The following is a 24,461-nucleotide window of genomic DNA, read 5'->3' on the forward strand; positions in this document are numbered from 1 at the left end:
CTGCGGCTAATCCTATGTTTGCCGACTCGGTCAATCTCGGACCGTTCACGATTCCGCCGGGAGAAAAGATCGTCATCATGTTCTCGGCGACGGTCAACGATCCGTTTACCGGAGGTTCACCCCAGGTCTCTAATCAGGGCACGGTCACAGCAGACGGCGGCATCAGTGTGCAGACTGATGACCCGGATGTTGCTGGCGCTGCCAACCCTACAGTCACGCAGATCAACCTTCCTGACGTGACTGTGGCAGTCTCGCCTGCTTCGACCCCCGAGGATGGAGTCGGAAACCTGGTCTACACGTTCACCCGCACGGGCTCGACTACCGCCGCGATCACTGTAAACTTCACGGTCGGCGGGACTGCTACGTTCAACACCGACTACACCCAGACCGGAGCAGCAACGTTTACCGCGTCAACGGGCACGGTCACGATTCCCGCCGGACAGGCTTCCGCGACGGTCACGATCGACCCGACTGCGGACACGGCTTTTGAGACGGATGAGACCGTGATACTGACTGTGATTGCGGGCACCGGATACGAACCTGGAACGCCAGCGTCTGCCATAACGGCCACTGGTACGATCGCCAATGACGACACCGAAGTGTCTGTCGCCGTATCACCAACCTCGACGCCTGAGGACAGCGCGACGAATCTCGTCTATACATTCACCCGTCAGGGCATCACGACCGGCGCACTGACGGTGAACTTCAGCGTGGGAGGCACGGCAACGTTTAGCACCGATTACACCCAGACCGGAGCCGCGACCTTCACCGCATCGAGCGGTACCGTGACGTTCGCAGCGGGAAATACAACCGCTACCGTGACTGTTGATCCGACTGCCGACACAACCGTTGAGTCCGATGAAACAGTAGTGCTCACGGTGGCCGCAGGCACGGGTTATACCGTCGGCACTCCGAGCGTGGCGACCGGCACAATCACGAATGACGACGCCGATGTGTCGGTAGCCGTGTCTCCAGCTTCGGTTCTCGAAGATGGAGCGACAAATCTGGTTTACACATTCACACGCACCGGGTTCACCGGCGCGGCTTTGACTATCAACTTCTCAGTCGGCGGCACCGCGGTCTTCATCGCGGGTCCCGGAAGTGACTACACCCAGACTGGAGCTGCGACATTCACTCCAACAACCGGGACTGTGACGTTCACCGGAACGAATACTACGGCGACTGTGACGATCGATCCGACTACGGACGCAACGGGAGAAGCGGACGAGACTGTGATTCTCACGGTAACCAGCGGCACCGGTTACAACCCGGCGGTTCCAACTTCGGCGACCGGGACGATACTCAACGATGACACGGCAGTGAGCGTGGCGGTATCGCCGACGACGTCCGCGGAAGACACCGGGCCAAACATGGTCTACACCTTCACTCGCACCGGCGACACAAGCGCGGCTCTGTTAGTCAACTTCTCAGTCGGCGGCACGGCGGCCTTCAGCACCGACTACACACAGAGTGGGGCTGACAGCTTCACCGCGTCGACGGGAACGATAACCATTCCGATTGGCCAAGCTTCCGCCGCGGTGACCATTGATCCCACGGCTGATAGCACGGTCGAGCCGGATGAGACGGTAGTGCTGACGGTGACCGCGGGCAGCGGTTACGCTCCGGGTCCGCCAAACCCGGCAACGGGGACGATTCTCAACGATGACACGGAAGTATCAGTGACGGTGGCGCCCTTGATGGTCGCTGAGAACAGCGGGACCTCGTTGGTCTACACCTTCACCCGCACGGGAGTCACCACCGGCACGTTGACGGCGAACTTCACAATCGGCGGCACCGCCACATTCACAACCGATTACACGCAAACGGGCGCGGACAGCTTCACGCCGCCAAACGGCACTGTAAGCTTCGCGCTAAATAGCCCGACCGCAACCGTGACGATCACGCCGGTTGGCGATACTGATGTCGAGACGGACGAGACTGTGATCCTGGCCGTGGCGGCAGGCACAGGCTACAACATCGCCGCGTCGAACAACTCAGCAACCGGTACGATCACCAACGACGACGCTACGGTATCGGTCGCGGTGTCGCCGTTGTCAGTAAATGAAGACGGCGCTACGAACCTCACCTACACATTCACCCGCTCCGGGTTCACGGGCGGACCGTTGACTGTCAACTTCAGCGTGGCAGGCAGCACTGCCTCAGCGACCGATTACACTGTGATCGTCGGGCCGAATGTCACCTTCAACAGCGGGCTGGGCACGGGAACGGTCACCTTCACCGGCAGCAACACAACGGCCGATGTCACGGTTGACCCGACCTCAGACGTTTCACCCGAGCCAAACGAAACCGTGGCAGTAGGCATAACAGCGGGCGCCAACTACACCGCAACTGCTCCTACTTCAGCGACCGGGACGATTCTCGATGACGACACGGCGGTGAGCGTGGTTGTGTCGCCGACGTCGGTGGCTGAAAACAGCGGGTCGAGCATGACCTACACCTTCACCCGCACTGGCGACACGACCGCCGCGCTGTTGGTGAATTTCTCTGTGACAGGCTCGGCGACGTTCACGACCGATTACACCGAGAGCGGATCGACAAGCTTCACGCCGCCGACAGGGACGGTGACGATTGGGGCAAGCAACACCATGGCGCAGGTGATAGTCACGCCGGTCGGAGATATCGCAGTTGAGACGAACGAAGACGTGGTTTTGACAGTGACCGCCGGCGCCGGCTACAACATCGGCGCGCCAAGCGTGGCCACCGGCACGATCACCAACGACGACACCGATGTTAGTGTAACGGTGGCTCCAGCGTCGGTCGCTGAAAACAGCGGCACGGCGATGGTCTATACCTTTACCCGCACGGGCGTGACGACGGGCGCGATCTCGGTGAACTTCACCATTGGCGGAACGGCCACTTTTACTACCGACTACACGCAGAGCGGGGCGGCAAGCTTTACGCCGCCTAACGGAACGGTGACCATAGCCGACGGCAACAGCAGCGCTCAAGTGACGATCACGCCGGTCGCGGACAGCGATGTCGAAGGAAACGAGACGGTGATCCTCGCTGTGGCGGCGGGCGCGGGCTACAACGTCGCGGTGTCGAACAATTCGGCGACCGGGACAATCACAAACGATGATACCGATGTGACCTTGAGCATCTCGCCGTCATCGGTTGGTGAAGACGGCGCGACCCCGCTGGTCTACACGTTTACTCGGAGCGGGATCACGACGGGCGCGCTGACCGTGAGCTTCACGATCGGCGGCACAGCCACCTTCACCAACGACTACACGCAGACGGGCGCGGCTAGCTTTGACGGCAGCACGGGCACAGTGGTGATACCAGACGGCAATACGACGGCCGCGGTAACATTGACGCCGGTGAATGATGTGAAGGTGGAAGGCAGCGAGACGGTGTCGCTGACTTTGAGCGCAAGCCCGAACTATGACATCGGGACGCCGGGAGCGGTAACCGGTACGATCACCGATAACGACACGGCGACGGTTGCATTCGCGTTGTCGTCCAGCAACGCACCCGAGCAAACGACGCCTCACAATGTTGGGGTGACGCTGGTGATCACGGCTGACGGCGCGGGTACGCCGATGCTCGAGCGCAGCGTCTCGGTCAACGTCCAAAACCTGCTGACGGGCACAGCTACCAACGGCGGCACCGATTATACCTTCAGTCCCAATCCGCAGACGGTGACTTTCAACAGCGGGGACATTGCTCAGACTAAGAACGTTTCGATAAGCATAGTCAACGACTCGCTATCGGAGGGCAACGAGACGATAAATCTCGCGCTCAACACGCTGGTTGACAACACCGGCGGACAAGCGAGCATCGTCAGCCCGACCGCTCATACGGTCACAATTGTAGATAACGACATTGATCTGCAGGTGACCAAGACCGAGTCCTCAGACCCGGTTGCGGCCGGATCAGGTCCCAACAACCTGACCTACGTGGTTAAGGTCAAAAACATCGGGCTGACCGCCGCGACGGGCGTGGTGCTTAGCGAAACCCTGACGCTGCCCGCGGGCGTGACGTTGGTGTCAATCACCGGCAGCGCCGGAACGACGGTCACTCCCGTTGTTCCCAATGTCAGCTACACCTGGACCGTTGGCGGGCTCGCCGTTAATGCAGAGGCAACGCTGACGGTAGTGCTTACGGTTGGCGCCGGTACGGCGGCGGGTACGAACACGATCTGCGACACGGCCACGGTCACCGCATCCGGCGAGAACAGGGTAAACACTTCGGATGATACGAAGACGGAATGCACCTCGGTCGTTGCGCAGGCCGACGTGGAGATCGTCAGCAAGACCGATTCGCCCGACCCGATATGCGTGGGGGGTGACATCACCTATTCGATCAGCTTCCGAAACAACGGGCCTGGGCCGGGCCTGAATGCCAAGGTGACTGACGCGGTGCCTGCGAACACCACGCTCGTTTCGGCAACTACAGCGTCGCCGGGCTGGGGTCGCACCGACGCAGTACCGGCGGGCGGCACTGGGAACATCGTATTCTCGAAGGCCTCGGTAGCCAACGGTGAGACCGCGATGTTCCAGATCGTGGTGAAGGTGAACGCCGGAACGGTTCACGGAACGACGATAACCAACACCGCAACGGCGAGTTCCGATCTTCTGGATCCTACGCCTGGCAACAACAGCAAGTCGACTACGACCACGGTAGACCCGACGCCGCCGACATTCACAAACGGCTGCCCGTCGGCGATCAACGTTGCGGCTCCGGCCACATGCCCGTTCTCAAGTGCGGGAACGGTGACCTATGCGAGTCCCGCAGTAAGCGACAACTGTCCTGATGCGACCGTAGCCTGCGTTCCGCCGTCTGGGTCGATGTTCCCGGCGGGCACGACGATGGTAACATGCACGGCCACGGACACGGCAGGCAACACCGCGACGTGCAGCTTCCCGGTGACGGTGTTCAGTCTGTGCCTACAGGACGACTCGAACCCCGGAAACGTTGTCCTGGTGAACCCGACGACGGGCGAGTTTCGATTCTGCTGCAGCGGAGTACTGGTGGCGAGCGGCGTCGGCACGCGGACGGTGAAGGGCTGCATCGCGACCATTCAGAAAACAAGCGGAAACCTCAGCGTTCTAATCAAGGTCGACGGAGCGGCTCGCAGGGGGACTGCGAATATACAAGTGGGGGCGACTCAGTGTTCGATCGTGGACAGAGACATTACGAACAATACCTGCATCTGTCCGTGATTTGAGCCCGGTTGTACGGTTGGAAGGTTGCTGGATCGAAAGGAGAGGTATCTGAGCTTATTGGATGACGAGGCCACGTGGGTGTGACGAGCAGAAGCCTCGGTGTAAACGATCCTGTTCGCGCCGCGGACGCGAAGCTTCAGGTAGCCCAGACATCAATCTATTCGCAGAATGGCCCGGTCCAACCAGCCGGGCCATACTATTTTGGTTCGTACTTCAGAACTACCCCGCTTAGCCCAACTGCCCAACCCACGCGAGTGTTGACGAACACCACATCCATCAGCCTGCCCGGAACCGGCCCGCCTACATCGACCCAGCTTTCACCGGCATCCGGCGTGTAGAGAATCGCGCCCTCATCGCCGACGGCCCATCCGTGATCGCGATCGGTGAAGAAGATGTCGTGCATCTTGAACTGATCTTTGATCTCGTACATTTTTCTCCAGGTGCGCCCGGCGTCGTTCGTCCTGGCCAGGCGTCCGCTGCGGCCAACTACCCAGCCGTCATTTGGAGACGTGAAGAATATCGATCTGAATACATCTTCGGGCAGCTTGGTCTGAACCCTGGTCCAGTTGAGCCCGCCGTCGCCCGTCTTGTAGAAGCTGCCGCCCATCGTGCTGGCCCACCCGTGCTCGGCGTCCAGAAAAAATACCGCAGAAGTAGTTTGATCGAACGGGTAAGCGATCTCGTTCCAGTTCCGGCCGCCATCGATAGTAGTAAGCAGGATGCCAGGCTGCTCGGCAAACTCATCCTTGCGGCCGCCTCCCCAAGCCCATCCGTGCGATGAATCGATGAAGCGGATCTGGTCAATCTGCTCCGGCTGTGCAAGCTCCGGCTCGCGGCGATTGCCTGGCAATTTGAGCATGACCGTTCCCGCCTTGCGTTGAAGGGTCCAGCTCGCACCGCCGTCGGTTGTGTGGAGAATGTTTCGATCTATTGTCAGCGACCAGCCCTGTTGAGGATCGGCAAACCAGACTGATCGGATCTTGTTCTTGAACTGATCGGGTATCGCTCGCCAGGTCTGGCCGCCGTCCGTTGTCTGAAGGACCTCGAAGCCTTGATTGGCCTTGAGCGGGTCTTCAACTTTTGCACCGGGCTTCTTTGGTTTGCCTTCCTTGTTAGCGTTCTCATTGCCTTCGGGCGGTTCGTAGCTGCGTCCGCTCTGTCCGTTGAGCCAGCCAACGCTCTCGTTGACGAAGTTCGCGCTATAAAACGAATTGCCGGCGCCGGTGTCCTGAGCCACCCACACGCCCGGCGCTTTCGAAGTCGAGCAGCCCGCGCCGAAGATGACCGCAGCGGCGAGAAGGTGGGAGAGCATTCGCAGCTTGAGCATTCGGATTCCTTTTTGGCTCCTGTGGTGACGAGGATTCATCAATCATCGAAATTCTATCATCGCGGTGTTGGTGTATAAACCGAAGTCGGGAGGGAGAAAGCGGAGTGGGAAGCTCGCTGGGGACTAGTTAGAATGGCTGGCTGACCTTCCGTTAGGCAATTATCGAGGTGGCAATATTGGCTTGAAGACCGCTTCAAGCTGGCGTTCGATCCTTTCAAGCCGCTGATCTATTGCAGCCAGTCTTTGGTCAAAACGCTTCTCCAATTGATCCACTAGCCGTTCCGTTGCCCGTTGGTTGAGCGACGATGCACCAAAGATTGATACAACCAGAGCTAGAATCGCGATCGCACCCGACATCAAGGCCACATTGGGACTCAACATCTAACTCCTCTTATCGTTTCGTATCCAAATCATTCTAGCAAACGGCAAACGAGAGTTGAACTCTGAATTCCGTCTCGAATCACACATCACTCAACGACTCACTGAACAACTTTCAACTTCGCCGTGTTGGACCGGCCGCCGTCCGGGTGCCGCGCTTGAAGAATTAGCACGGCCGGCTGGCTTGTCATCTCGGCAGGTATTCGAGCGGTAAACGAAGCATCGCCGGCGTAGGTGGTGCTGACCGCGATGTCGTTCACGAACAGGACTACGCCTGGCTTGAACGCGACGCCGCCAACCGTAAGCTCGAAGACGCCGCCGCCCGCTCTTATCTTTCCACGCGACAGTCGCGTGATCAGTGGACCATTCTCGACGGTCAGCGTCAAGCTATTAGACCGATTGCCGTCGGCGTTCACCACTACCAACGGAAGCTCGGCTGCGCGCGCAAAGAACGAGCTCGGCGCAATGGCAACAAGCGCGGTTGAAGACACGAATCTCGTCTCCACAGCTTCGCCTTGTATAAGGACCGCTGCGCCCCGCTGGAAGCGTTCGCCCCCGATCGAGATTTCAAGATTGACGGCGCCGGTCCCGGTCGTCTCGGGAGTGATTCGAAGAACTCGCGGCGGGTCGTCGGTGATCAACAGCCGCACGCTGCCTGAAAGCTCGCCCCTCGGATTTTTGACTCGCACATCGGCCGCGCCTGCCTCGGTAACAAGAGCCGCGCTGACCTGCGCCTCGAGCAGCGCGTCTGATCGATAAACAGTCGGCAGAGCCGTGTTGCCAAACAAGACAACGGCGCCCGGCAAGAAATTGCTGCCTGAAACCGTGAGCGCAAACTGCTGCGAGCCGACACGAATCGACCCAGGCGTTAAGCTGCCAATGCGCGGCTTGATCGTGAACGTCTGCCCTGCAGCCTTCGTGCCCGGGGAAAACAGGCGGCTCGCATCAGCAGCCACAATCGTGTGAATCGCGAACGTTGAGCCGTCCCCGTCCGGATCGCGATTGATAGATTGTCCTGCGCCGCCTTCGGCAGCGCTGACCTTGATCTCCTGTACAATGCGTCCCTGCGCGTCTTGAAGAACGATCGTATCGCCGCCATTGTTGAGTGACAGCCCTCCGGTCGAGGCCTTGAATACCAGGTGATTGTCCGCCGCGTTGCCGAAAGCACCCGTTGGCGTTCCGCCGCCAAAGACGACCGCGGCTTCAAACGGCGGCAGCAGTGTGCCGGGCGGAAACACATGCCGAACGGCGTCGGCATCGAATAGCTTGAAACCGGATATATCCAATGGGTCGCCGGAGCGGTTCAATATCTCGACGAACTCGTCCGAAGATGAGCTGCGCGTGCCGTCGCCGTTGGCATCACCAGCCGCACCTTCGGGAGGATCGGCGAGATATTCGTTAATGACCAGCGGGTCCTTTATTAGTACCTTCAGCGCGACGACATTTGAGAATCCGAAGTCGGGATTCTCAACGCCGAGCGAGACAGTCCCAGGGTTCCGAGTCAGCGCGTCCGGAACTCTCGCTTGCAGCCGCTCGCTACTGATGAACGTCGTGTCGAGCGCTGCTCCGCGTCGCAGGCCTTCCACAATGCGGACTACCGCTCCACGCTGAAACTTCAGGCCGCTGATCGTTACCGTCACATCACCGCTTCCTGCAATAACGCCGGCTGGCTCGATCGATCCTATCAAAGGGGGGTCGGGAAGGACTTGAAAGACCGTTTCGTTCGAGCGCGTCTCATCGGGATTCTGAACTGCGATTCCATGGATACCGACCCCCGAGATCAGCGATGCCGGCACATTCGCCGACAACTCGGAGCTCGAGACTAATGTGGTCACCAGCTCCGTTTGATCGAAGAACACCTTGGCGTTGCTCTTGAAGTTGGCTCCCTTGACCGCCAGCTCAAGACTCGGCCCGCCTGCGATAGCGGTCGCAGGTGATATCGAAGTGATGACCGTCGTGGGCGCAATCACGTTGAATATCGCCGCGTTCGATTCTCTGCCGTCACTGTTGCGCACAACGATCAGGTGCGCTCCGAGCGTCGCGGTGAAGGTGGCGGGCACCGTGGCTCTCAAGACGTTCGAGCTAATGAATGTCGTCGCGACCGGTGTTCCTTCGACCAACGCGGCCGCTAAGGAATCGAAGTTCAGACCCGTCAAGAACAGTTGGAACTGCCCGCTACCGACAATGACGGAACTCGGTAAAAGCGACTCCAGGATTGGAGGTGGAGGGATGATCGTAAGCGTGACCGGGTTCGACCGATTGCCTCCCTCATTGCGCACCTGTACCTGATGAGGCCCGCTTGCGGCGAGGATGTTTGCAGGCACGTGGCCCGAAAGTTGATCCGAGCTGATGAACATCGTCGCCACGGACTGTCCGTCAATAAAGACTTGCGATGCTCCGTCGAAACCGCTGCCTGCAACGGCCATATCAAACGGCGGGTCACCTTGCTTCGCGCTGTCGGGATCAATTGAAGTGATGCGCGGTCCTGAAGTGAACGGCGCGGCGTTGACCCGGGCGCCGGGCGAGAACAAACGACCGCCGCTTCCAGCGATACTCGAGTGCGTCGCGAATGCTATCCCTGACAGATCCGGGTCGCGATTGATAGATTGGTTGGCGTTGCCTTCTGTTGTGCCGTACGTCACCGACTCGATCACCACCGCCGACGGGTCCTTTATGGTTATAGTGTCGCCGCCGTTGTTGAGCGACAGCGCGGCGGTGAACACCAGTCCGTTGAACAACGCGTTACCGAATTCGCCCATCGGCGTGCCGCCGCCGAAGATCACGGCGGCCTCGCTGGCCGGAATAATCGTACCCGCCGGGAATGTGAAGCGCAGGTTGTCGGCATCGCTGAGGGTATAGCCTCCGACGTTGACCGGTATGTTTGTGCGATTGATGACTTCAACGAATTCATCCTGCGACGAATCCCGCGTGCCGTCGCCGTTGGCATCCCCGATGAGATCACCCGGCGCGCTGCCGGGAGGGTCGGCCAGATACTCGTTGATACCGATAGCCGCAAGCACCTTGAATGTCACGCTGTTGGAAATGACCGGTCCCGGGTTCTCGACTGTGACCGCGTGCGCGTCCGGGACGTTGGTGACCGACTCGGGGATCGTGGCGTTCAACGTCATCGCGCCCCCGAAGCTCGTGTCGACGGGTGAGCCGTCAACTCGAACCACCGAGGCCGCTTGAAAATGACTGCCGGTCACCGTTATCGGTACATCGCCGCTGCCGACAATGGCTGCACTCGGCGAGATCGAGTTGATTACCGGGTTAGGCGCGGTGAACGTGCTTCCGTCGACGCGCGTGCCTGGAGAAAAGAGCCTGCCGCCGCTGCCGGTTGCCGTCGAGTGGTTCACGAAGCCGCCGGTGATGTCCGGGCTTCGGGTGATGGACTGATCGGCATTGCCTTGCGTGGAACCATACGTGAGGGACTCAACCGTGCTGTTGAGGTTGTCTTTTAGTGTGATGGTGTCGCCGGCATTGTTGAGCGACAGCGCGGCGGTGAACACCAGGTTATTCGCGTGCGCGTTGCCGAAATCGCCGGTTGGCGTGCCGCCGCCGAAGACGACCGCGACCTCGCCGGCCGAAATAATCGTACCCGGCGGAAACGTAAAGCGCACGCTGTCGGCGTCGCTGATAGTATAGCCGCCGACGTTGACGGGCGTGCTTGTGCGATTGATGACTTCGACGAATTCATCCTGCGACGAATCGCGCGTGCCGTCGCCGTTGGCGTCCCCGATGAGATCACCCGGCGAGCTGCCGGGTGGGTCGGCCAGGTACTCGTTGATGCCGATGGCCGGCAGTACCGTGAAAGTCACGCTGTTGGAAATGACCGGGCCCGGATTCTCGACTGTGACGGCGTGCGCGCCGGGCATGTTGATGACCGAGGCGGGGATCGTGGCGTCCAGCGTCATCGCGGTCCCGAAGCTCGTGTCGATCATGGAGCCGTCCACGCGAACGTGCGAGGCCGCTTGAAAATTGCTGCCGGTGACCGTGATTGGAGTATTGCCGCCGGCTACGACTGCCACATCGGGCGCGACCGAAGCAATCACCGGGTCGGTGGTCGTGAACGGGCTGCCGTTGACGCGCTTGCCGGGTGAAAAGAGGGCGCCGCCACTACCAGCCGCCGACGAATGGGTGGTGAAACCGCCGGCGATGTCCGGGCTCCGGGTGATGGACTGATCCGCGTTCCCTTCAGATGAACCGTAGGTTAGCGTAACTACGACCGAGCTGCTGCTGTCCTTGACTGTGATAGTGTCGCCGGCGTTGTTTAGCGACAATCCCGCCCCGCCGGCTGAAAACACAAGCCCGTTCGCCGCCGCGTTACCAAACGTCCCCGCCGGAGTGCCGCCGCCAAAAACGACGGCCGCCTCACCCGGAGGAATGATTTTGCCCGCGGGAACCGTGAACCGCACCTGTAAAGCGTCGCTGACGGTGAACCCGCTGATGTCTAGCGGCACGGCTCCGCTGTTGACCAACTCAACGAACTCGTCTTGCGTGGTGTTTGATGTACCGTCTCCGTTCGCGTCGCCCGCTGCGCCGGCCGCCGGGTCGGCGAGATACTCATTGATGATAAGTGTGACAACCTGAGGTGTCAGCTTCGCGGCAGGTGAAAGACCCTGAGGCTTCCGCGAAGCAAGCACGGAGAATAGAACACCCGTTGTCAAAAAGAATACGCACAGCGTCGAGATGAATTTTCTCATCAACATCACCCCGCTCCATCAAGTCTTTTTATGCTTATAGTCGAATCAGATGATAATGCCCCGAGATCGGCCTTCGGAGATACCCAGTGGCAGCGATGCTACACCACTGAAGGCTACAGCGCAAATTATATTCTGCAATTAGCAAATATATTCCGCGTAACGCGATAGACGTTAGCATTCTGGCGGTCGCCACCTTGTACGGCGTGGCACCATGCGCGCCTTCGTGTCAGAACGTTGAAAAACTTCTCCGCCGTTTGTGATAGAATGCGAGTCCGTTTGAGAGCGAGCCTTACCAATTCTTGCGGGTGGACACTTCGTCGTTACTCACAAAGAATGAACGCTTGCGAATTCAGCAGATTGAAGCGCGATAGTGGAATCAATATCAAATCCCTTCAAGAGAAAACTCTCGTTTTGATGAGCACATTTCGCAATGATGCCGGAGGAGTTCTATGAAAGATCGGAAAATGGAGCACGAGCTGGGACTCGACTTCTTGCGCGTCGTCGAAGCGGCAGGCATCGCTTCGGCTAAGACCATGGGCCAGGGCGACCGCAAGTACTCAGATCACGTCGCGGTCGAAGCCATGCGCGAGATCATGGACACCGTGCCGATGCGAGGCGAGATCGTCATCGGTGAGGGCGAGCGCGACGCAGCGCCGATGCTGTACATCGGAGAGAAGGTAGGGCTCGGCCATAAACCCGACGTCGAGGACGTCGAGCTCTTTCCCGAAGTCGATATCGCGGTTGATCCGCTCGAAGGCACCAACCTGTGCGCGACGGGTTCGTCCAACGCCATCGCCGTGATGGCCTGCTCCGAAAAGGGAGGGCTGCTGCGCGCGCCTGATCTGTACATGCAGAAGCTGATCGTCGGCCCGTCATCTAAAGGCGCGGTCGATCTCGATGCGCCGGTCAAGGACAATCTTCGCAGCATTGCGCGGCGGCTCAACCGCGACATAGAAGACCTGGTGGTTATAGTTCTCGAGAGGCCTCGTCACCAACGGCTGATCGCCGAAATACGCGAGGCGGGCGCGCGCATCAAGCTGATTTCTGATGGCGACCTTTCAGCAGGCATTTCCGCTGCGGTAGGGGGTTCGGGGATTCACGCGGTGATGGGCACCGGCGGCGCGCCGGAGGGCGTGTTGACCGCCGCGGCGATGAAATGTTTGAACGGCCAGATCCTGGCGCGGTTCGTGTTGAAGGAGCAACTCGAGGACATCGAAGACCGCAACCGGATTGCCGAAGGCGCCGTCGAGCGAATGAAGGAGATGGGAATCAGCGACCCGGGCCGTATCTACGACACCGACGACCTCGCGCCCGGCAAGAAGATCATCTTCGCTGCCACGGGGGTGACCGATGGAACGATACTTCGCGGAGTCCGCTTCTTCGGGACAGGCATCCGCACGTCTTCGATCATCATGGCAACCGAGCGCACAAAGCGTGTGCGCTTCATCGACACCGTTCACATCGAAGGCGGCCCGGATACTGTTGTCAGGTTTTAGTCCCGCATAGTCCTGCATAGTCCGTGGTCCGTAGCTCCGTAGCTCCGTAGCTCCGGGCTACGGGCTACGGGCTACGGACTACGGACTACTGACCACCAACTATGGTGCAAAAACCCTCGAAGCTTCAGCCCGCGCTGCTCGGCGGCCTCGTGCTCGGCCTCGGCGCGGTCATACCGGGTCTCTCCTACGGAAATCTCTGTTGCTGCGGGTGGGGAATTGTCGGCGGAGCGCTTTCGGCGTACTTGCTGATCAAGCGTTCCCCGGTGTTGCCCATCGCCAAGGGTGACGGAGCGGTAGCGGGCGCACTGGCCGGCGTTGTCGGCTCGTTTATCTACCTGGTGATAGCTGTTCCGCTCAGCTTGCTCCAGTGGAACGCCATCGTCGCCCAAGTACAACAGAGGGCCGACGCTGCCTCCGACGCGGCAAGCCGGGAAATGGTGAGCCAGGTCGTCTCAATTATGCAGAGCCATCCGGTGTTGATCTCTCTGGGGATCTGGCTCATCTTCGCGATTGTTGGGGTCAGCGTCGCAGCGCTGGGAGGGGTGATCGGCGTGGCGATGTTCGAAAAACGGAAGGGTCAGCAGTATCCGCCTCAAGCGCCACCTTCGAGCGCGGGGTTCCCGCCGGGCTATGCGCCGCCGGGCCCACCTCCCGGCGAAACCCATCCTCCTGGCGCGGCGCCCTACGGGGGCAGTGAGCCACCCTCGTACTGACCATAAAGTGCTGGCATAAGATCAAAACTCCGGTTCTGGTGAAACAGTATTGAGAATTGAAAATTGCAAAATGAAAATTGCAAATTGACGCCACAAGCTTGAAGCGTGTTCTTGGGGTTTCAATTTTCATTTTTCAATTTTCAATTCTCAATTCCCGCCTCTTCTCTGTCTTGAAATGAGTACCCCGCGCCACCTATACTCTCCGCTTGGTTGCGCTTACAATTTTTTAACGATAACCGTTTAGCAGTCCAGACCGTCTTCATAGGAATTCAATGACCAAGCTATCCACAACGACCCTGCTCGGGATTGTCTTATGCGTTTTGGCGGGGCCGGCTCGCGCAGAAAATCAGGCCTCGATACGAGGAACGATAATTGAAAAGCGCGGCTATGCTATGGTGGGCTTGACTGTCCGAGCGCGCAACAACGCCACGGGTACGGAATACCAAACAACCTCCCGCGCCGGTGTGGACTCCTCCTCCGATAGTCGCGATGGGTTTGATAGCCTGCGCCAGCTTCGATTGATAACCGACGGGATTGCCAGCTTCTCGTTCGACAACCTCGAACCGGGCCGCTACGTACTTGCCTCGGCATGTCCGGGCGAGGATCGCATCCTCGGCTCGGCAGTGGTCGAAGCCGGCGAGACCACTGAAGTCGAGCTGCTTGCGTTTCCGTTGATCGAGACGGGCAACGTGGCAGTCGACAAGTCTATTGCTTCGTCCGAGCCTCAAGGCGGGCGCTATCCGGCAGGCAACATCAGCTACCTGAACGTCAACGACACGCTGGACATTTATTTCATGTGGGTCTACTTCGGCATCCTGGGGCTGCTCTCTGTTTATGGTTTCTATCGCTACCGCCTTGTGTATTTGTTCCTTCGCTACCATAAGCATCGCCCGCAGCCGAAATCCAAGTTCGCTCCGGGCCGTCTGCCTCGAGTCACCGTGCAGTTGCCGCTGTTCAACGAGATGTATGTCGCCGAGCGCTTGATCGATGCGGTAGTCAAGCTGGAATACCCGCGCGAGCTGCTCGAGATTCAAGTGCTGGACGATTCGACTGATGACACTCAGCGGATCGCTTCGGCGGTGGTGAACAAGTACTTCGAGCAGGGCTTTGACATCGTCTATCACCATCGCGCGGCCCGCGAGGGCTTCAAAGCCGGCGCACTGGAAGCGGGGCTCAAGAAATCTTCGGGCGAGTTCTTCCTGATCTTCGACGCCGATTTCGTGCCGCGGCCCGATTGCATCCGGCGCCTCATCGACTACTTCACCGACGAGCGCGTCGGAATGGTGCAGATGCGATGGAGTCACATCAACGAGAACTACTCGCTGTTGACGAAGGTGCAGGCGATCATGCTGGACGGGCACTTCGTGATCGAGCAAGTAGCGCGTAATCGATGCGGCGGGTTCTTTAACTTCAACGGCACGGCGGGGATGTGGCGGCGCGAAGCGATCGAGTGGTCAGGCGGCTGGCAACACGACACGCTTGCCGAAGACACCGACCTCTCGTATCGCGCGCAATTGATGGGTTGGCACTTTGTCTATCTGGCTGACGACGATGTGCCCGCCGAGCTGCCGGTTGAGATGAACGCTTTCAAGTCGCAGCAGCGACGATGGGCCAAGGGCGTCGTTCAGGTCGGGATAAAACTGTTTCGACGGATGTGGCATGACCCGCGTCTCTCGGCGCGCGTGAAACTCGAGCAGTTCTTCCGGCTGACCGGAAACCTCGCCGCGCCGCTGGTCATCGCGCTCGCGCTGATCAACCTTCCGATACTCATAGTGCGTTACAACCAGGGACTGTTTCATCTGTTCGCGCTGGATGTGCCGATTCTCACGTTCTCGACGGTGTCGGTGATCGTCTACTACGTGGTGACCCAGCGCTATCTGCACCCTGACACCTGGAAGAAATCAATCAAGTACATTCCGTTCGTGATGAGCATGGGCATCGCGCTAACGTTCTCCAACGCCCGGGCGGTGCTTGAAGCGCTGCTGGGGATGAAGTCAGGTTTCGTGCGCACGCCCAAATACCGCATTGAGAAAACGGGCGACTCGTGGGCGCCGAAGAGCTACGTCAAGCGAGGCTTTTCGTTCCCGATCCTGGAACTGCTGTTCGCCATCTACTTCGCGTTCACGATCTGGTACGCGATCGATAGCAACACATTCGGGACGATTCCATTCCTGCTTATTTACTTTTGTGGGTACGCGTACGCGGTGGCGCTGGCTGTCACCCAGGCACGAATGAGCCTCCGCGGCAAATAGCCCGCCGTGTCAGCCGGACTCGCGTCGCCGATTCTGATCTTCACTGTTTTCTTTTGTTTTTGCCTCTTGCGACACTAATGAGCGCTCTCAGCAGACGATGGTATGCTAGACTGGAATCCGATCGATAGGAGAGCTGTGATGGCCTCTAATCCGAAAACGCGCTACACCCCGGAAGAATACCTCGCTCTTGAGCGAAGCAGTGAGACGAAACACGAGTACTTCAACGGTGAAATCTTCGCGATGGGCGGCGCGAGTCCACAGCACGTCGGGATCGTCACCAACTTAGTAGTCGAGCTTGGCTCACAGTTGAAGCAGGGCTCTTGCAGGGTATTCTCCGCGGACCTTCGAGTAAACGTAGATCCAACCGGGCTGTACACCTATCCCGATGTTGTCGTGGTCTGCGAACCGCCTGAGTTCAGCGACCAGCAGAAAGACACATTGTTGAATCCAGTCTTGATCATCGAGGTGCTTTCCGATTCAACCAAGGACTACGACCGGGGCGGAAAGTTTGAGCAGTACCGCACGATCGAATCGTTCGCGGAGTACCTGCTGATTGCGCAGGACAGGCCTCACGTCGAGCATTACGTCCGGCAACTAGACAGGAGTTGGGTCCTCTATGAAACCAACAGCTTGGACGATACGATCCGACTAAAGTCAGTGCCCTGTTCACTGCCGTTATCCGAAATCTACGACAAGATCGACTTTCCGAGAACTCGTTAGATTAAACTCTCAGGCAACCACGAGGAAGTTTCAAAAACACAATCGACGGGCATCGTCACGGCGCTGGATTGGTCGAACCGCGACGCAGTCAGATCTAAGCCGAGTTCGGGAAATCGTTCGCTCGACGGTCACATCAGCACACGGATCAAAGGTTTGCACACCGGCACGGCCTATGAGGTAGAATCCTGATCTTGTGTTCGCGCAATCTAAACGAGGCTCTCATAATGGAAAAGACCGCTGCTGCCCTCATCCTATCGATGGTTCTTGTTCAAGCCAGTGCCCGGCCGGTTGCCGGGCAGTCACGCGTTGCTCAGTATTCCAAGACCACGCTTCTCCCGGACAAAGAAGTCGCCGCTCTCGGGGCTGAGATCAACGGCTCGATCGCCAAGGACACGGTGATCGAACTGTCGCGGTATCATCGCGTCCAAGCGTCTTCGGGCTTCTCGCGGGCCGCTGAGTTCATCGCAGGGAAGGCCAAGGAATACGGTCTCGATCAAGTTCAGATCGAACGATTTCCTGCCGATGGGCAGAAGACTTACTACACGCTCAAATCAACTCCCGGCTGGGAAGCCGAGCGCGCCGAGCTGTGGGAAGTCGAACCGCGCAAGTCGAAGGTCGCCGACTGGGACGAGATGCGAGTCGCACTCGCCGATTACTCGCAGAGCGCGGACGTCACCGGGCCGCTCATTGACGTTGGCGCGGGCACGTCACCGAAGGATTACGAAGGTAAAGAAGTCAAAGGCCGCGTCGTGCTCGCCGGCGGAGGAGTCGCCGCAGTTCACAAGATGGCTTGCGACGAGCGCGGCGCCGCCGGCGTGCTCAGCTATCAACAGAATCAGGTCACAGGCTGGTCGGGCGATTACGTCGATAATGTGCGCTGGGGGCACCTCTCGCCTTACAACGCCGACAACAAATTCGCGTTCATGATTTCGCTGCGTCGCGCGCGCGAGTTCCAGGCGCGTCTGGCGCGCGGCGAACAGATCACGCTTCGAGCGATCGTCAAAGCCGAGATAAAGCCGGGCAACTACGAAGTCGTCAGCGCGGTGATCCCCGGCTCCGACCTCGCTGGCGAAGAGATTGTTTTCTCCTGCCACCTCTGCCATCAGAAGCCCGGCGCTAATGACAATGCATCGGGCGCCGCGGCGATACTGGAAGTCGCTCGCGCTCTGACCTCGCTGATTCGGCGCGGCGAGCTCGAGCGGCCGCGCCGCACCATCAGGTTCATTTGGCCACCGGAGATCAACGGCACCCTGGCTTACTTCGCCGAGCACCCGGAAATAGTGAAGCGCATGAAAGCCGCGGTTCACTGCGATATGGTGGGCGGCAATTATGCGATCACAAAGTCCGTCCTGCACGTGACACACACGCCCGCGTCGCTCCCAAGCTGCGTGAACGCGGTGGCCGCCGCGTTCGCCGAGTATGCGATCGCCGGCGCCTTGAAAGCGGCTTCCGGAGGCGGCTCCGAGGATGCGCTGGTTTCGCCCGAAGGATCCAAAGACAGCCTTGTTGCCGACATCACTCCCTTCGCGATGGGCTCGGACCACGACGTCTACCAGGAGGGTTCTTTCCGAATACCGGCGATCTACTTGCGCGACTGGCCGGATGTTTTCATACACACCAACAACGACACGCCGGCTAACATCGATCCGACGAAGATGAAACGCTCGGCGTTCATCGCGGCTGCGTCAGGCTACTTCCTTGCGCGAGCGGGCTCGCGTGAAGCGGCCCGGCTCGCGGAAGAAGTCTTCGGGCGCGCGCTTGCCCGCGTTCCCGCAGAGAAAGAGAAGGCGCGCGCGGTTGAAGCGGCCGCCACTCAAGACGCCGCCGACGAAGCGCGCAGCATTATCGCTCACTCGGTCGAAAGCGAGGCCGAGGCAATTTCCTCCGTGCTCGAGTTTGCGCCCAATGACAAGAACCTCCAGACCGTGGTCGAGGGACTCGTCGATCAACTGAGCGGCGCGTGGTTGCTGATGACCGGCAAGCTCACAGAGCAGAGAAAGGGCAACCGGATCACGTTCACGCTCGAGGAGAAAGAGCCGTCGAAAGAGGCGAAGCCGCGCAATCCGAAAGACGCCTCGCGTCCGCGCTCGATTGGCGCCGACTTCAAGCGCGTGCCGGTGCGAAAAGTGATCGGCCCCATGAACGTTTACTACTACGACTATATCGCCGACCGCGCGAACGGCGACTTGCGCGCGGTCGAGCGAATTGGCGCAATGCCCAACGGGGAAATACTGCTCTACGAGATACTCAATCTGGTTGACGGCAAGCGTAGCGTACAGGCTATTCGCGATTACATCGCGGCCGCCTACGGCCCGATCGCCATCGAGGACGTGGCCGACTACCTGAAACTGCTCGAGAAAATCGGGGTGCTCCGGATGCAAGGATGAAGCAGCTAGGAAGCTGAGCTTGCCGAGCGATCAAACTCTTCTCTAACTAGATGATCATTCCTACCCCCTCGTGCTCCGGCGCGAGACTACCTTCGAAAACCGCTTCCAAACCGGATCTGGACTGAGCGTTGAGCGGCGAGTTTATGATGAACGCGGAGTCGGATGCTTGATGGAATACAGCGCGATAACTGCCAGTGAGAACAGCCCTCCGGTGGAATCAAGAAGGAAGTCCCAGATCGAGCCGCTTCGTGTTCGCGTGAAGGTCTGATGAAGCTCGTCGAGCAGCGCCCACGACGCGACGGAGAGAAAAGAGTATACAGCCCACTTTAAGCGCCAGCGCATTGGGCGACCTGCGCGAAATGCCCGGAACAGGAGCGCTCCCAGTATCGCGTATTCGGTCAAGTGTGCTGACTTGCGAACGACGTAGTTCAGCACCTCCATCATGTATTCGCTCGCATGAGGGAAGAACGAGAGGAACATCTTCTCAACTACACCGAGCGAGTTGTCGTCAGAAAAAGTGTCAGTTGAAAAGTAGTACATAGCCCCGAGCATCATCGCGACCGGCAGCCAGTACCAGATCAAGCGAGTAAGGATCGCGGCTCGCGCGGTGTCTATCCTCTGATCCATTTCGCCCATTTCGCGGTGATACTAACAAAACATCCGGATGAGCGCCCAAGAACAAAAGAAGTAGCGCAGACTTTTTAGTCTGTGTCCGGTGTTTGCTCGGCATCTGAGTCACCGGACACCAACTAAAGTCTGCGCTACTTCTTCTGCCTTGCTTCAGCCTTCAAGCGCGCGGGCGCCCGACACGACCTCGATGATCTCGCGAGTGATCGAGGCCTGCCTCACACGGTTCATATTCAGGGTGAGCGTTTCAATGACTTCGCCGGCGTTTTTCGATGCCGAATCCATTGCGGTCATTCGCGCGCCGTGTTCGCTTGCCACCGATTCCAACAGCGCGTAGAAGAGCTGCGTCTCAACGTAGCGGGGAAGCAGGTCCCCGAATATCTGCGCAGGCGGCTGCTCGTAGATGTAATCAACCAGGACTTCGCCTTCACCTGTGGGATGTGTTTCAGCGGCCGGCTTTCCGCCCAGAGCTTCCGCGCCAACCGGCAGAAGCTGTCTTGTGGTTACGCTCTGCGACATCACCGACTTGAACTCGTTGTAGATCAAGAACACCTTGTCGATGGTCGAGTCCTCGGCCGTGAACATCCGCATCAACTCGCGCGCGATGGCAGCGGCCTCTTCATGATCCACCGCGCGCGCGGTCACGTTTATATACTCGCCCAAAATCTTCACCGGGCGCCGGCGAAAGAAATCGCGGCCCTTGCGGCCGATTGTGACAATCTCTACCTTCTTGCCGGGATGCTCGCGAATGAAATGCTGAGCAGCTTTGATCAGGTTGGTGTTGAAGCCTCCGCACAGTCCCTTATCCGCGGTCACCAGCGCAAGCACGATGTGTTCATCGCCGCGCTGATCGAGCAGCGGATGATGAAAATCGCCCGCGCGTTCAGCAAGCCTTCCCAGCACACGCATCATCGTGCTGGCGTAGGGACGCGCGGCGACCACGCGCTCCTGCGCGCGGCGCAACCGGGCCGCGGCCACCATCTTCATGGCCTTGGTGATTTTCTGCATGTTGCGGACCGAGCGAACTCGTCTGCGAAGATCCTGCAGGTTTGCCATAAGATCAAAACTCCGGTTCTGGTGAAGCAGTATTAAAAACCATAGCTGCCGATCCCAAATCCTCAATGAACGACCGAAGAATTGAAAATTGAAAATTGAAAATTAGAAATTGCAAATTGACCCGGACCGTCGACGGCTTGTTCTTCAATTTTCAATTTTCATTTTTCAATTTCTAATTTTCAATTCCCCACTCCCTCGGAAAGCCTCCGTCTCTTAGTCTGCCGTCGCTGCTGCGGTCGCTGCTTCTGACGTGAAGCGCTGCTTGAACTCAGTCACAGCGGCGCGCATTTCGTTCTCGAGTTCCTCGTCAAGCTTCTTCCGATCGCGGATCTTCTCGAGCAAACTTCCGTGCGTGTTCTCCACGAAGGCCTGCAGTCCCTGCTCGAACTTCTTGAGGTCCGCGACCGCGATGTCGTCGACCAGGCCTTTGGTCGCGGTCCAGATGATCAACACCTGCTGCTCGACTGGCATCGGCGTAAACTGCGGCTGCTTGAGGATTTCAGTAAGCCGCTGCCCGCGACTGAGCTGCGCCTGCGTCGCCTTGTCGAGGTCCGATCCGAACTGCGCGAATGCGGCGAGGTCGCGATATTGCGCAAGGTCCAAACGCAGTGTGCCGGCGACCTGCTTCATCGCCTTTGTCTGCGCCGATCCGCCGACTCGGCTCACAGAGTTGCCGACGTTGATTGCCGGACGAACGCCCTGGTGGAACAGGTCGCTCTCCAGAAATATCTGGCCGTCGGTTATGGAGATGACGTTTGTCGGGATGTAGGCCGAAATGTCGCCGGCTTGAGTCTCGATAATCGGCAGCGCCGTCAGGCTTCCACCGCCGAGTTGATCCGATAGCTTCGCCGCGCGTTCGAGCAGGCGCGAGTGAAGATAAAACACGTCGCCGGGATATGCTTCGCGTCCGGGCGGGCGCTTCAACAAAAGCGAAATCGCTCGATAGGCCCACGCGTGCTTCGAGAGATCGTCGTAGACGCACAGCACGTGCTGGCCCCGGTCGCGGAAGAATTCCCCCATCGCGCACCCGGCATAAGGCGCGATGTATTGCATAGCCGCGGGACTCGAAGCCGACGCATCGACAATCACGGTGTACGAATCCGCGTCGTAGTCTTCGAGGGTCTTCTTCACCTGCGCTACGGTAGATTCTTTCTGACCGATCGCGACGTAGATGCAGATCAGGTCTTTGCCCTTTGAGTTGATGATCGCGTCGATGGCAACGGCGGTCTTGCCCGTCTGGCGGTCGCCAATGATCAGCTCGCGCTGGCCGCGGCCGATCGGCACCATCGAGTCAATCGCCTTCAGACCCGTGAGCATCGGCTCGCGAACGGGCTGGCGGTCCATCACGCCCGGCGCGATGCGTTCGAGCGCGCTGAACTTTCCGCCGGTGTCGATAGGCCCGCGTCCGTCGAGCGGCCGGCCCAACGGATCGACTACTCGTCCGATTATTTCTTCGCCAACGGGCACGGACATGATTCGCTTAGTGCGTCGGACCTCGTCGCCTTCCTTGATGTTCTCGTAATCGCCGAACAACACCGCGCCGACTTTGTCTTCTTCGAGGTTGAGCGCGATGCCGGCAACCTCGTGCGGCAGCTCTAGAAGCTCGCCGGCCATCACCCGCTCCAGCCCGTATATTTCCGCGATGCCGTCGCCGGTCTGAATCACCGTGCCTACTTCGCTAATCTCGAGACTTGTGTCGAAGCCCTCGATTTGCTGGCGTATGATCTTGCTGATTTCGTCTGCTCTGATTCCTTCCATCGTTGTCTCCCCCTGGGACCGGAAGCGTGCGTTCCCGGGAATCTCAGATTGCACTATCGCCTTGTTTCAAACGCTCCCTGATCTCCTGAAGCTGCGTGCGCACCGAGCCGTCATACACGACCGATCCAATGCGAGTCACCACTCCGCCGATAAGCGAAGGATCAGTCTTGAATCTAAACTCGACCTGCTTGCCGGTCATCTGCTGAAGTGTCCTGCCCAACTTTTCCTGCTCTGAGCGGCCGACTTCGGCAGCGGTGGTCACCTCGGCGATGATCAGGCCCTTGCGCTTGTTTATTTCGCGGCGGAACTGCTCGTACACCTCGGCGAGATGGTGCAAGCGATGATGACTGAGCATCGTGCGCAGCAGGTTAGCTGTCACCCTATCGGGCCGCATGCGAGCAAGCAGCGCGTCGAGCACGCGCAGCTTGTCGGACTGTGAAACAATCGGGCTTGCGAATAGGTCGTGAAGCTCGCGGCTTGACTTCATCATCTCGGCGAACACACGCACGTCGTTGTCGATTTGCTCCACCTGGTTCCGCGCGGTGGCGACGTCGGCGAGCGCTTCGGCGTATCGACGGGCGACTGCGATCACGCTCATTTGCCCACCTCGCTCAGGTCGTCAATAAACTTATTCACCATACGGGTGTTGTCTTCGGGTCGAATCTCGCGGCGAATAATGCCTTCAGCCAGCGCGACAGACTGATCGGCGACGAAGGCTTGCAACTCGGTGCGGGCGGCTTTCATCGCGCCGTCGATCTCGCGCTGGGAGGTCTGTCGAATCTTCTCCGCGTCCGCGTCCGCGCTCTGACGTATCCGCTCGGCCTGGCGAGCGCTCTCGCTTTCAGTCTCCGCGCGTATCTGGGCGACTTCCTGATCCAGGCGTCCAAGGCGGGCTTCAAGCTCCGCGAGCCGCTCGTGCGCCTCTTGCTTGTCGCGCTTGGCCTGTTCGAGTTCCTTAACGATTGAAGCGGCGCGGTTATCGAAGACCTGGCCGATCCGAATTTTCTTGCGGAGGATGTAAGCGAGAAAGAGGACGAATATTAAAAGGTTGATCACCCTCCAAAGGTTCGGATCGGTCCACAGCCCGGTCGCTTCCGCCTGCTCAGCCGCCATAAACAGAGCCGGTCGGATGAATAGATTAACTATCAATCGGCTCCACCTCCCACTGTGCGCCCCAGCACGGTGCGCGATATCCGGTCGGCGATCTGAAGAGATTCTGACTCAAGCCCGGCGCGTGCGTCGGCGACCTGGCGCTCGATCTCATTCTTGGCTCGTCCGATCTCCTCGTTAGCGAACTGCTTCGCTTCTTCGATCAGACGGCGGCGGTTGTCGAGCGCTACGGCGCGCTCTTGTTCCGACTGCCTGTAGCTTTCGGCGCGCGCCTGTCTAATCGTAGCCTCGTATTCGGCGAGCCTCGCCTCATAACTGCGCTTCGCCGCCCGCGCTTCGTTGGCCGCGCCTTCGGTCAAGGTCTGCCTCTCGTCCAGGACTCGGCCTATGGGTCTGAACAGAATTCTGTTCAGCACAAAAACGAAAATGAGGAAGAGGACGAGTACGAAGACGAGCGAGCCGTCCGGGCTTATGATGTTGCCGCCACCTTCAGCGAAGGCTAGGGTCATCGGAACCAAAGACACTCCTTTGTGAGAAAATCGACATCGAGTTCAAGCGACGAAAGCTAACACGCCGACAAAAAAAGTGTCAAGCAAACGGCACTTTTTGCGCACCTTAGATCGACACGGCTGTCTGCAGCCGCCGCCTCAATTGGTAGTGTAACAAGCGTGCAGATGAAAGCCAGAGCGACCGAGTGTCGTGGATACCATCGGGCTTCAGCCGATGGAGGTTCAGTTTTGACCTA

General features: G+C 59.0%; 14 protein-coding genes. 6 read left to right on the forward strand and 8 right to left on the reverse strand.

From position 1 onward, the window contains the following. The first annotated feature begins 14 nt into the window (after positions 1-14). Positions 15-5,186: a Calx-beta domain-containing protein gene (locus tag AABO57_24805; protein MEK6288952.1), complete on the forward strand. Its 5,172-nt coding sequence runs from the start codon at positions 15-17 to the stop codon at positions 5,184-5,186. 199 nt (positions 5,187-5,385) lie between these two features. Here AABO57_24805 and AABO57_24810 read toward each other — a convergent pair whose 3' ends face one another. After that, positions 5,386-6,516, reverse strand: a complete 1,131-nt coding sequence (locus AABO57_24810; GenBank protein ID MEK6288953.1) for a YCF48-related protein — start codon at positions 6,514-6,516, stop codon at positions 5,386-5,388. 479 nt (positions 6,517-6,995) lie between these two features. Continuing rightward, positions 6,996-11,603 (reverse strand): lamin tail domain-containing protein, encoded by a 4,608-nt coding sequence (locus AABO57_24815; GenBank protein ID MEK6288954.1) that lies wholly within the window; start codon positions 11,601-11,603, stop codon positions 6,996-6,998. A gap of 458 nt (positions 11,604-12,061) precedes the next feature. Between AABO57_24815 and glpX the strand changes: the two genes are divergently transcribed. The 5 genes from glpX to AABO57_24840 all read left to right on the forward strand — a co-directional run bounded on the left by glpX (position 12,062) and on the right by AABO57_24840 (position 19,165). Beyond that, on the forward strand, positions 12,062-13,093 hold the full coding sequence (glpX, locus tag AABO57_24820; GenBank protein ID MEK6288955.1) for a class II fructose-bisphosphatase: 1,032 nt from the start codon (positions 12,062-12,064) through the stop codon (positions 13,091-13,093). A gap of 101 nt (positions 13,094-13,194) precedes the next feature. Next, the gene (locus AABO57_24825) at positions 13,195-13,806 is read left to right on the forward strand and encodes a hypothetical protein (GenBank protein ID MEK6288956.1); all 612 of its coding nucleotides are present in this window, start codon (positions 13,195-13,197) and stop codon (positions 13,804-13,806) included. Between the two features lie 272 nt (positions 13,807-14,078). Then, a complete protein-coding gene (locus AABO57_24830) occupies positions 14,079-16,058 on the forward strand; it encodes a glycosyltransferase (protein ID MEK6288957.1) in 1,980 nt (659 codons plus the stop codon). Positions 16,059-16,196: 138 nt separating this feature from the next. Further along, a complete protein-coding gene (locus AABO57_24835) occupies positions 16,197-16,778 on the forward strand; it encodes a Uma2 family endonuclease (protein MEK6288958.1) in 582 nt (193 codons plus the stop codon). Positions 16,779-17,002: 224 nt separating this feature from the next. Further along, positions 17,003-19,165: a DUF4910 domain-containing protein gene (locus AABO57_24840; protein ID MEK6288959.1), complete on the forward strand. Its 2,163-nt coding sequence runs from the start codon at positions 17,003-17,005 to the stop codon at positions 19,163-19,165. Positions 19,166-19,306: 141 nt separating this feature from the next. Here the strand turns inward: AABO57_24840 and AABO57_24845 are convergent, their stop codons facing one another. The 6 genes from AABO57_24845 to AABO57_24870 form a co-directional block, all read right to left on the reverse strand. Then, positions 19,307-19,792, reverse strand: a complete 486-nt coding sequence (locus tag AABO57_24845; GenBank protein ID MEK6288960.1) for a VanZ family protein — start codon at positions 19,790-19,792, stop codon at positions 19,307-19,309. A 153-nt stretch (positions 19,793-19,945) separates the two neighbouring features. Continuing rightward, positions 19,946-20,848 (reverse strand): ATP synthase F1 subunit gamma, encoded by a 903-nt coding sequence (gene atpG / locus AABO57_24850; GenBank protein MEK6288961.1) that lies wholly within the window; start codon positions 20,846-20,848, stop codon positions 19,946-19,948. 213 nt (positions 20,849-21,061) lie between these two features. After that, on the reverse strand, positions 21,062-22,606 hold the full coding sequence (gene atpA / locus AABO57_24855; protein MEK6288962.1) for a F0F1 ATP synthase subunit alpha: 1,545 nt from the start codon (positions 22,604-22,606) through the stop codon (positions 21,062-21,064). A 43-nt stretch (positions 22,607-22,649) separates the two neighbouring features. Then, positions 22,650-23,204 carry an ATP synthase F1 subunit delta gene (atpH, locus tag AABO57_24860; protein MEK6288963.1) on the reverse strand — a complete coding sequence of 185 codons (555 nt, stop codon included), beginning with the start codon at positions 23,202-23,204 and terminating at the stop codon, positions 22,650-22,652. Then, a complete protein-coding gene (locus AABO57_24865; GenBank protein ID MEK6288964.1) occupies positions 23,201-23,755 on the reverse strand; it encodes an ATP synthase F0 subunit B in 555 nt (184 codons plus the stop codon). Before AABO57_24865 ends, atpH begins: the two co-directional genes overlap by 4 nt. Next, positions 23,752-24,225 (reverse strand): ATP synthase F0 subunit B, encoded by a 474-nt coding sequence (locus AABO57_24870; GenBank protein MEK6288965.1) that lies wholly within the window; start codon positions 24,223-24,225, stop codon positions 23,752-23,754. The genes AABO57_24865 and AABO57_24870 overlap by 4 nt, the downstream gene beginning before the upstream one ends. Between the last annotated feature and the right edge of the window lie 236 nt (positions 24,226-24,461).

The organism is Acidobacteriota bacterium (assembly GCA_038040445.1).
Lineage (GTDB): Bacteria > Acidobacteriota > Blastocatellia > UBA7656 > UBA7656 > Onstottus_A > Onstottus_A frigus.

Excerpts from the sequence above, each read along its gene's own strand:
- AABO57_24825 (MEK6288956.1), top strand. The coding sequence starts at position 13,195 with ATGGTGCAAAAACCCTCGAAGCTTCAGCCCGCGCTGCTCGGCGGCCTC.
- AABO57_24815 (MEK6288954.1), bottom strand. The coding sequence starts at position 11,603 with ATGTTGATGAGAAAATTCATCTCGACGCTGTGCGTATTCTTTTTGACA.
- atpG (MEK6288961.1), bottom strand. The coding sequence starts at position 20,848 with ATGGCAAACCTGCAGGATCTTCGCAGACGAGTTCGCTCGGTCCGCAAC.
- AABO57_24805 (MEK6288952.1), top strand. The coding sequence starts at position 15 with ATGTTTGCCGACTCGGTCAATCTCGGACCGTTCACGATTCCGCCGGGA.
- AABO57_24840 (MEK6288959.1), top strand. The coding sequence starts at position 17,003 with ATGGAAAAGACCGCTGCTGCCCTCATCCTATCGATGGTTCTTGTTCAA.
- atpH (MEK6288963.1), bottom strand. The coding sequence starts at position 23,204 with ATGAGCGTGATCGCAGTCGCCCGTCGATACGCCGAAGCGCTCGCCGAC.
- glpX (MEK6288955.1), top strand. The coding sequence starts at position 12,062 with ATGGAGCACGAGCTGGGACTCGACTTCTTGCGCGTCGTCGAAGCGGCA.
- AABO57_24830 (MEK6288957.1), top strand. The coding sequence starts at position 14,079 with ATGACCAAGCTATCCACAACGACCCTGCTCGGGATTGTCTTATGCGTT.
- AABO57_24845 (MEK6288960.1), bottom strand. The coding sequence starts at position 19,792 with ATGGATCAGAGGATAGACACCGCGCGAGCCGCGATCCTTACTCGCTTG.
- AABO57_24835 (MEK6288958.1), top strand. The coding sequence starts at position 16,197 with ATGGCCTCTAATCCGAAAACGCGCTACACCCCGGAAGAATACCTCGCT.
- AABO57_24870 (MEK6288965.1), bottom strand. The coding sequence starts at position 24,225 with ATGACCCTAGCCTTCGCTGAAGGTGGCGGCAACATCATAAGCCCGGAC.
- AABO57_24810 (MEK6288953.1), bottom strand. The coding sequence starts at position 6,516 with ATGCTCAAGCTGCGAATGCTCTCCCACCTTCTCGCCGCTGCGGTCATC.
- atpA (MEK6288962.1), bottom strand. The coding sequence starts at position 22,606 with ATGGAAGGAATCAGAGCAGACGAAATCAGCAAGATCATACGCCAGCAA.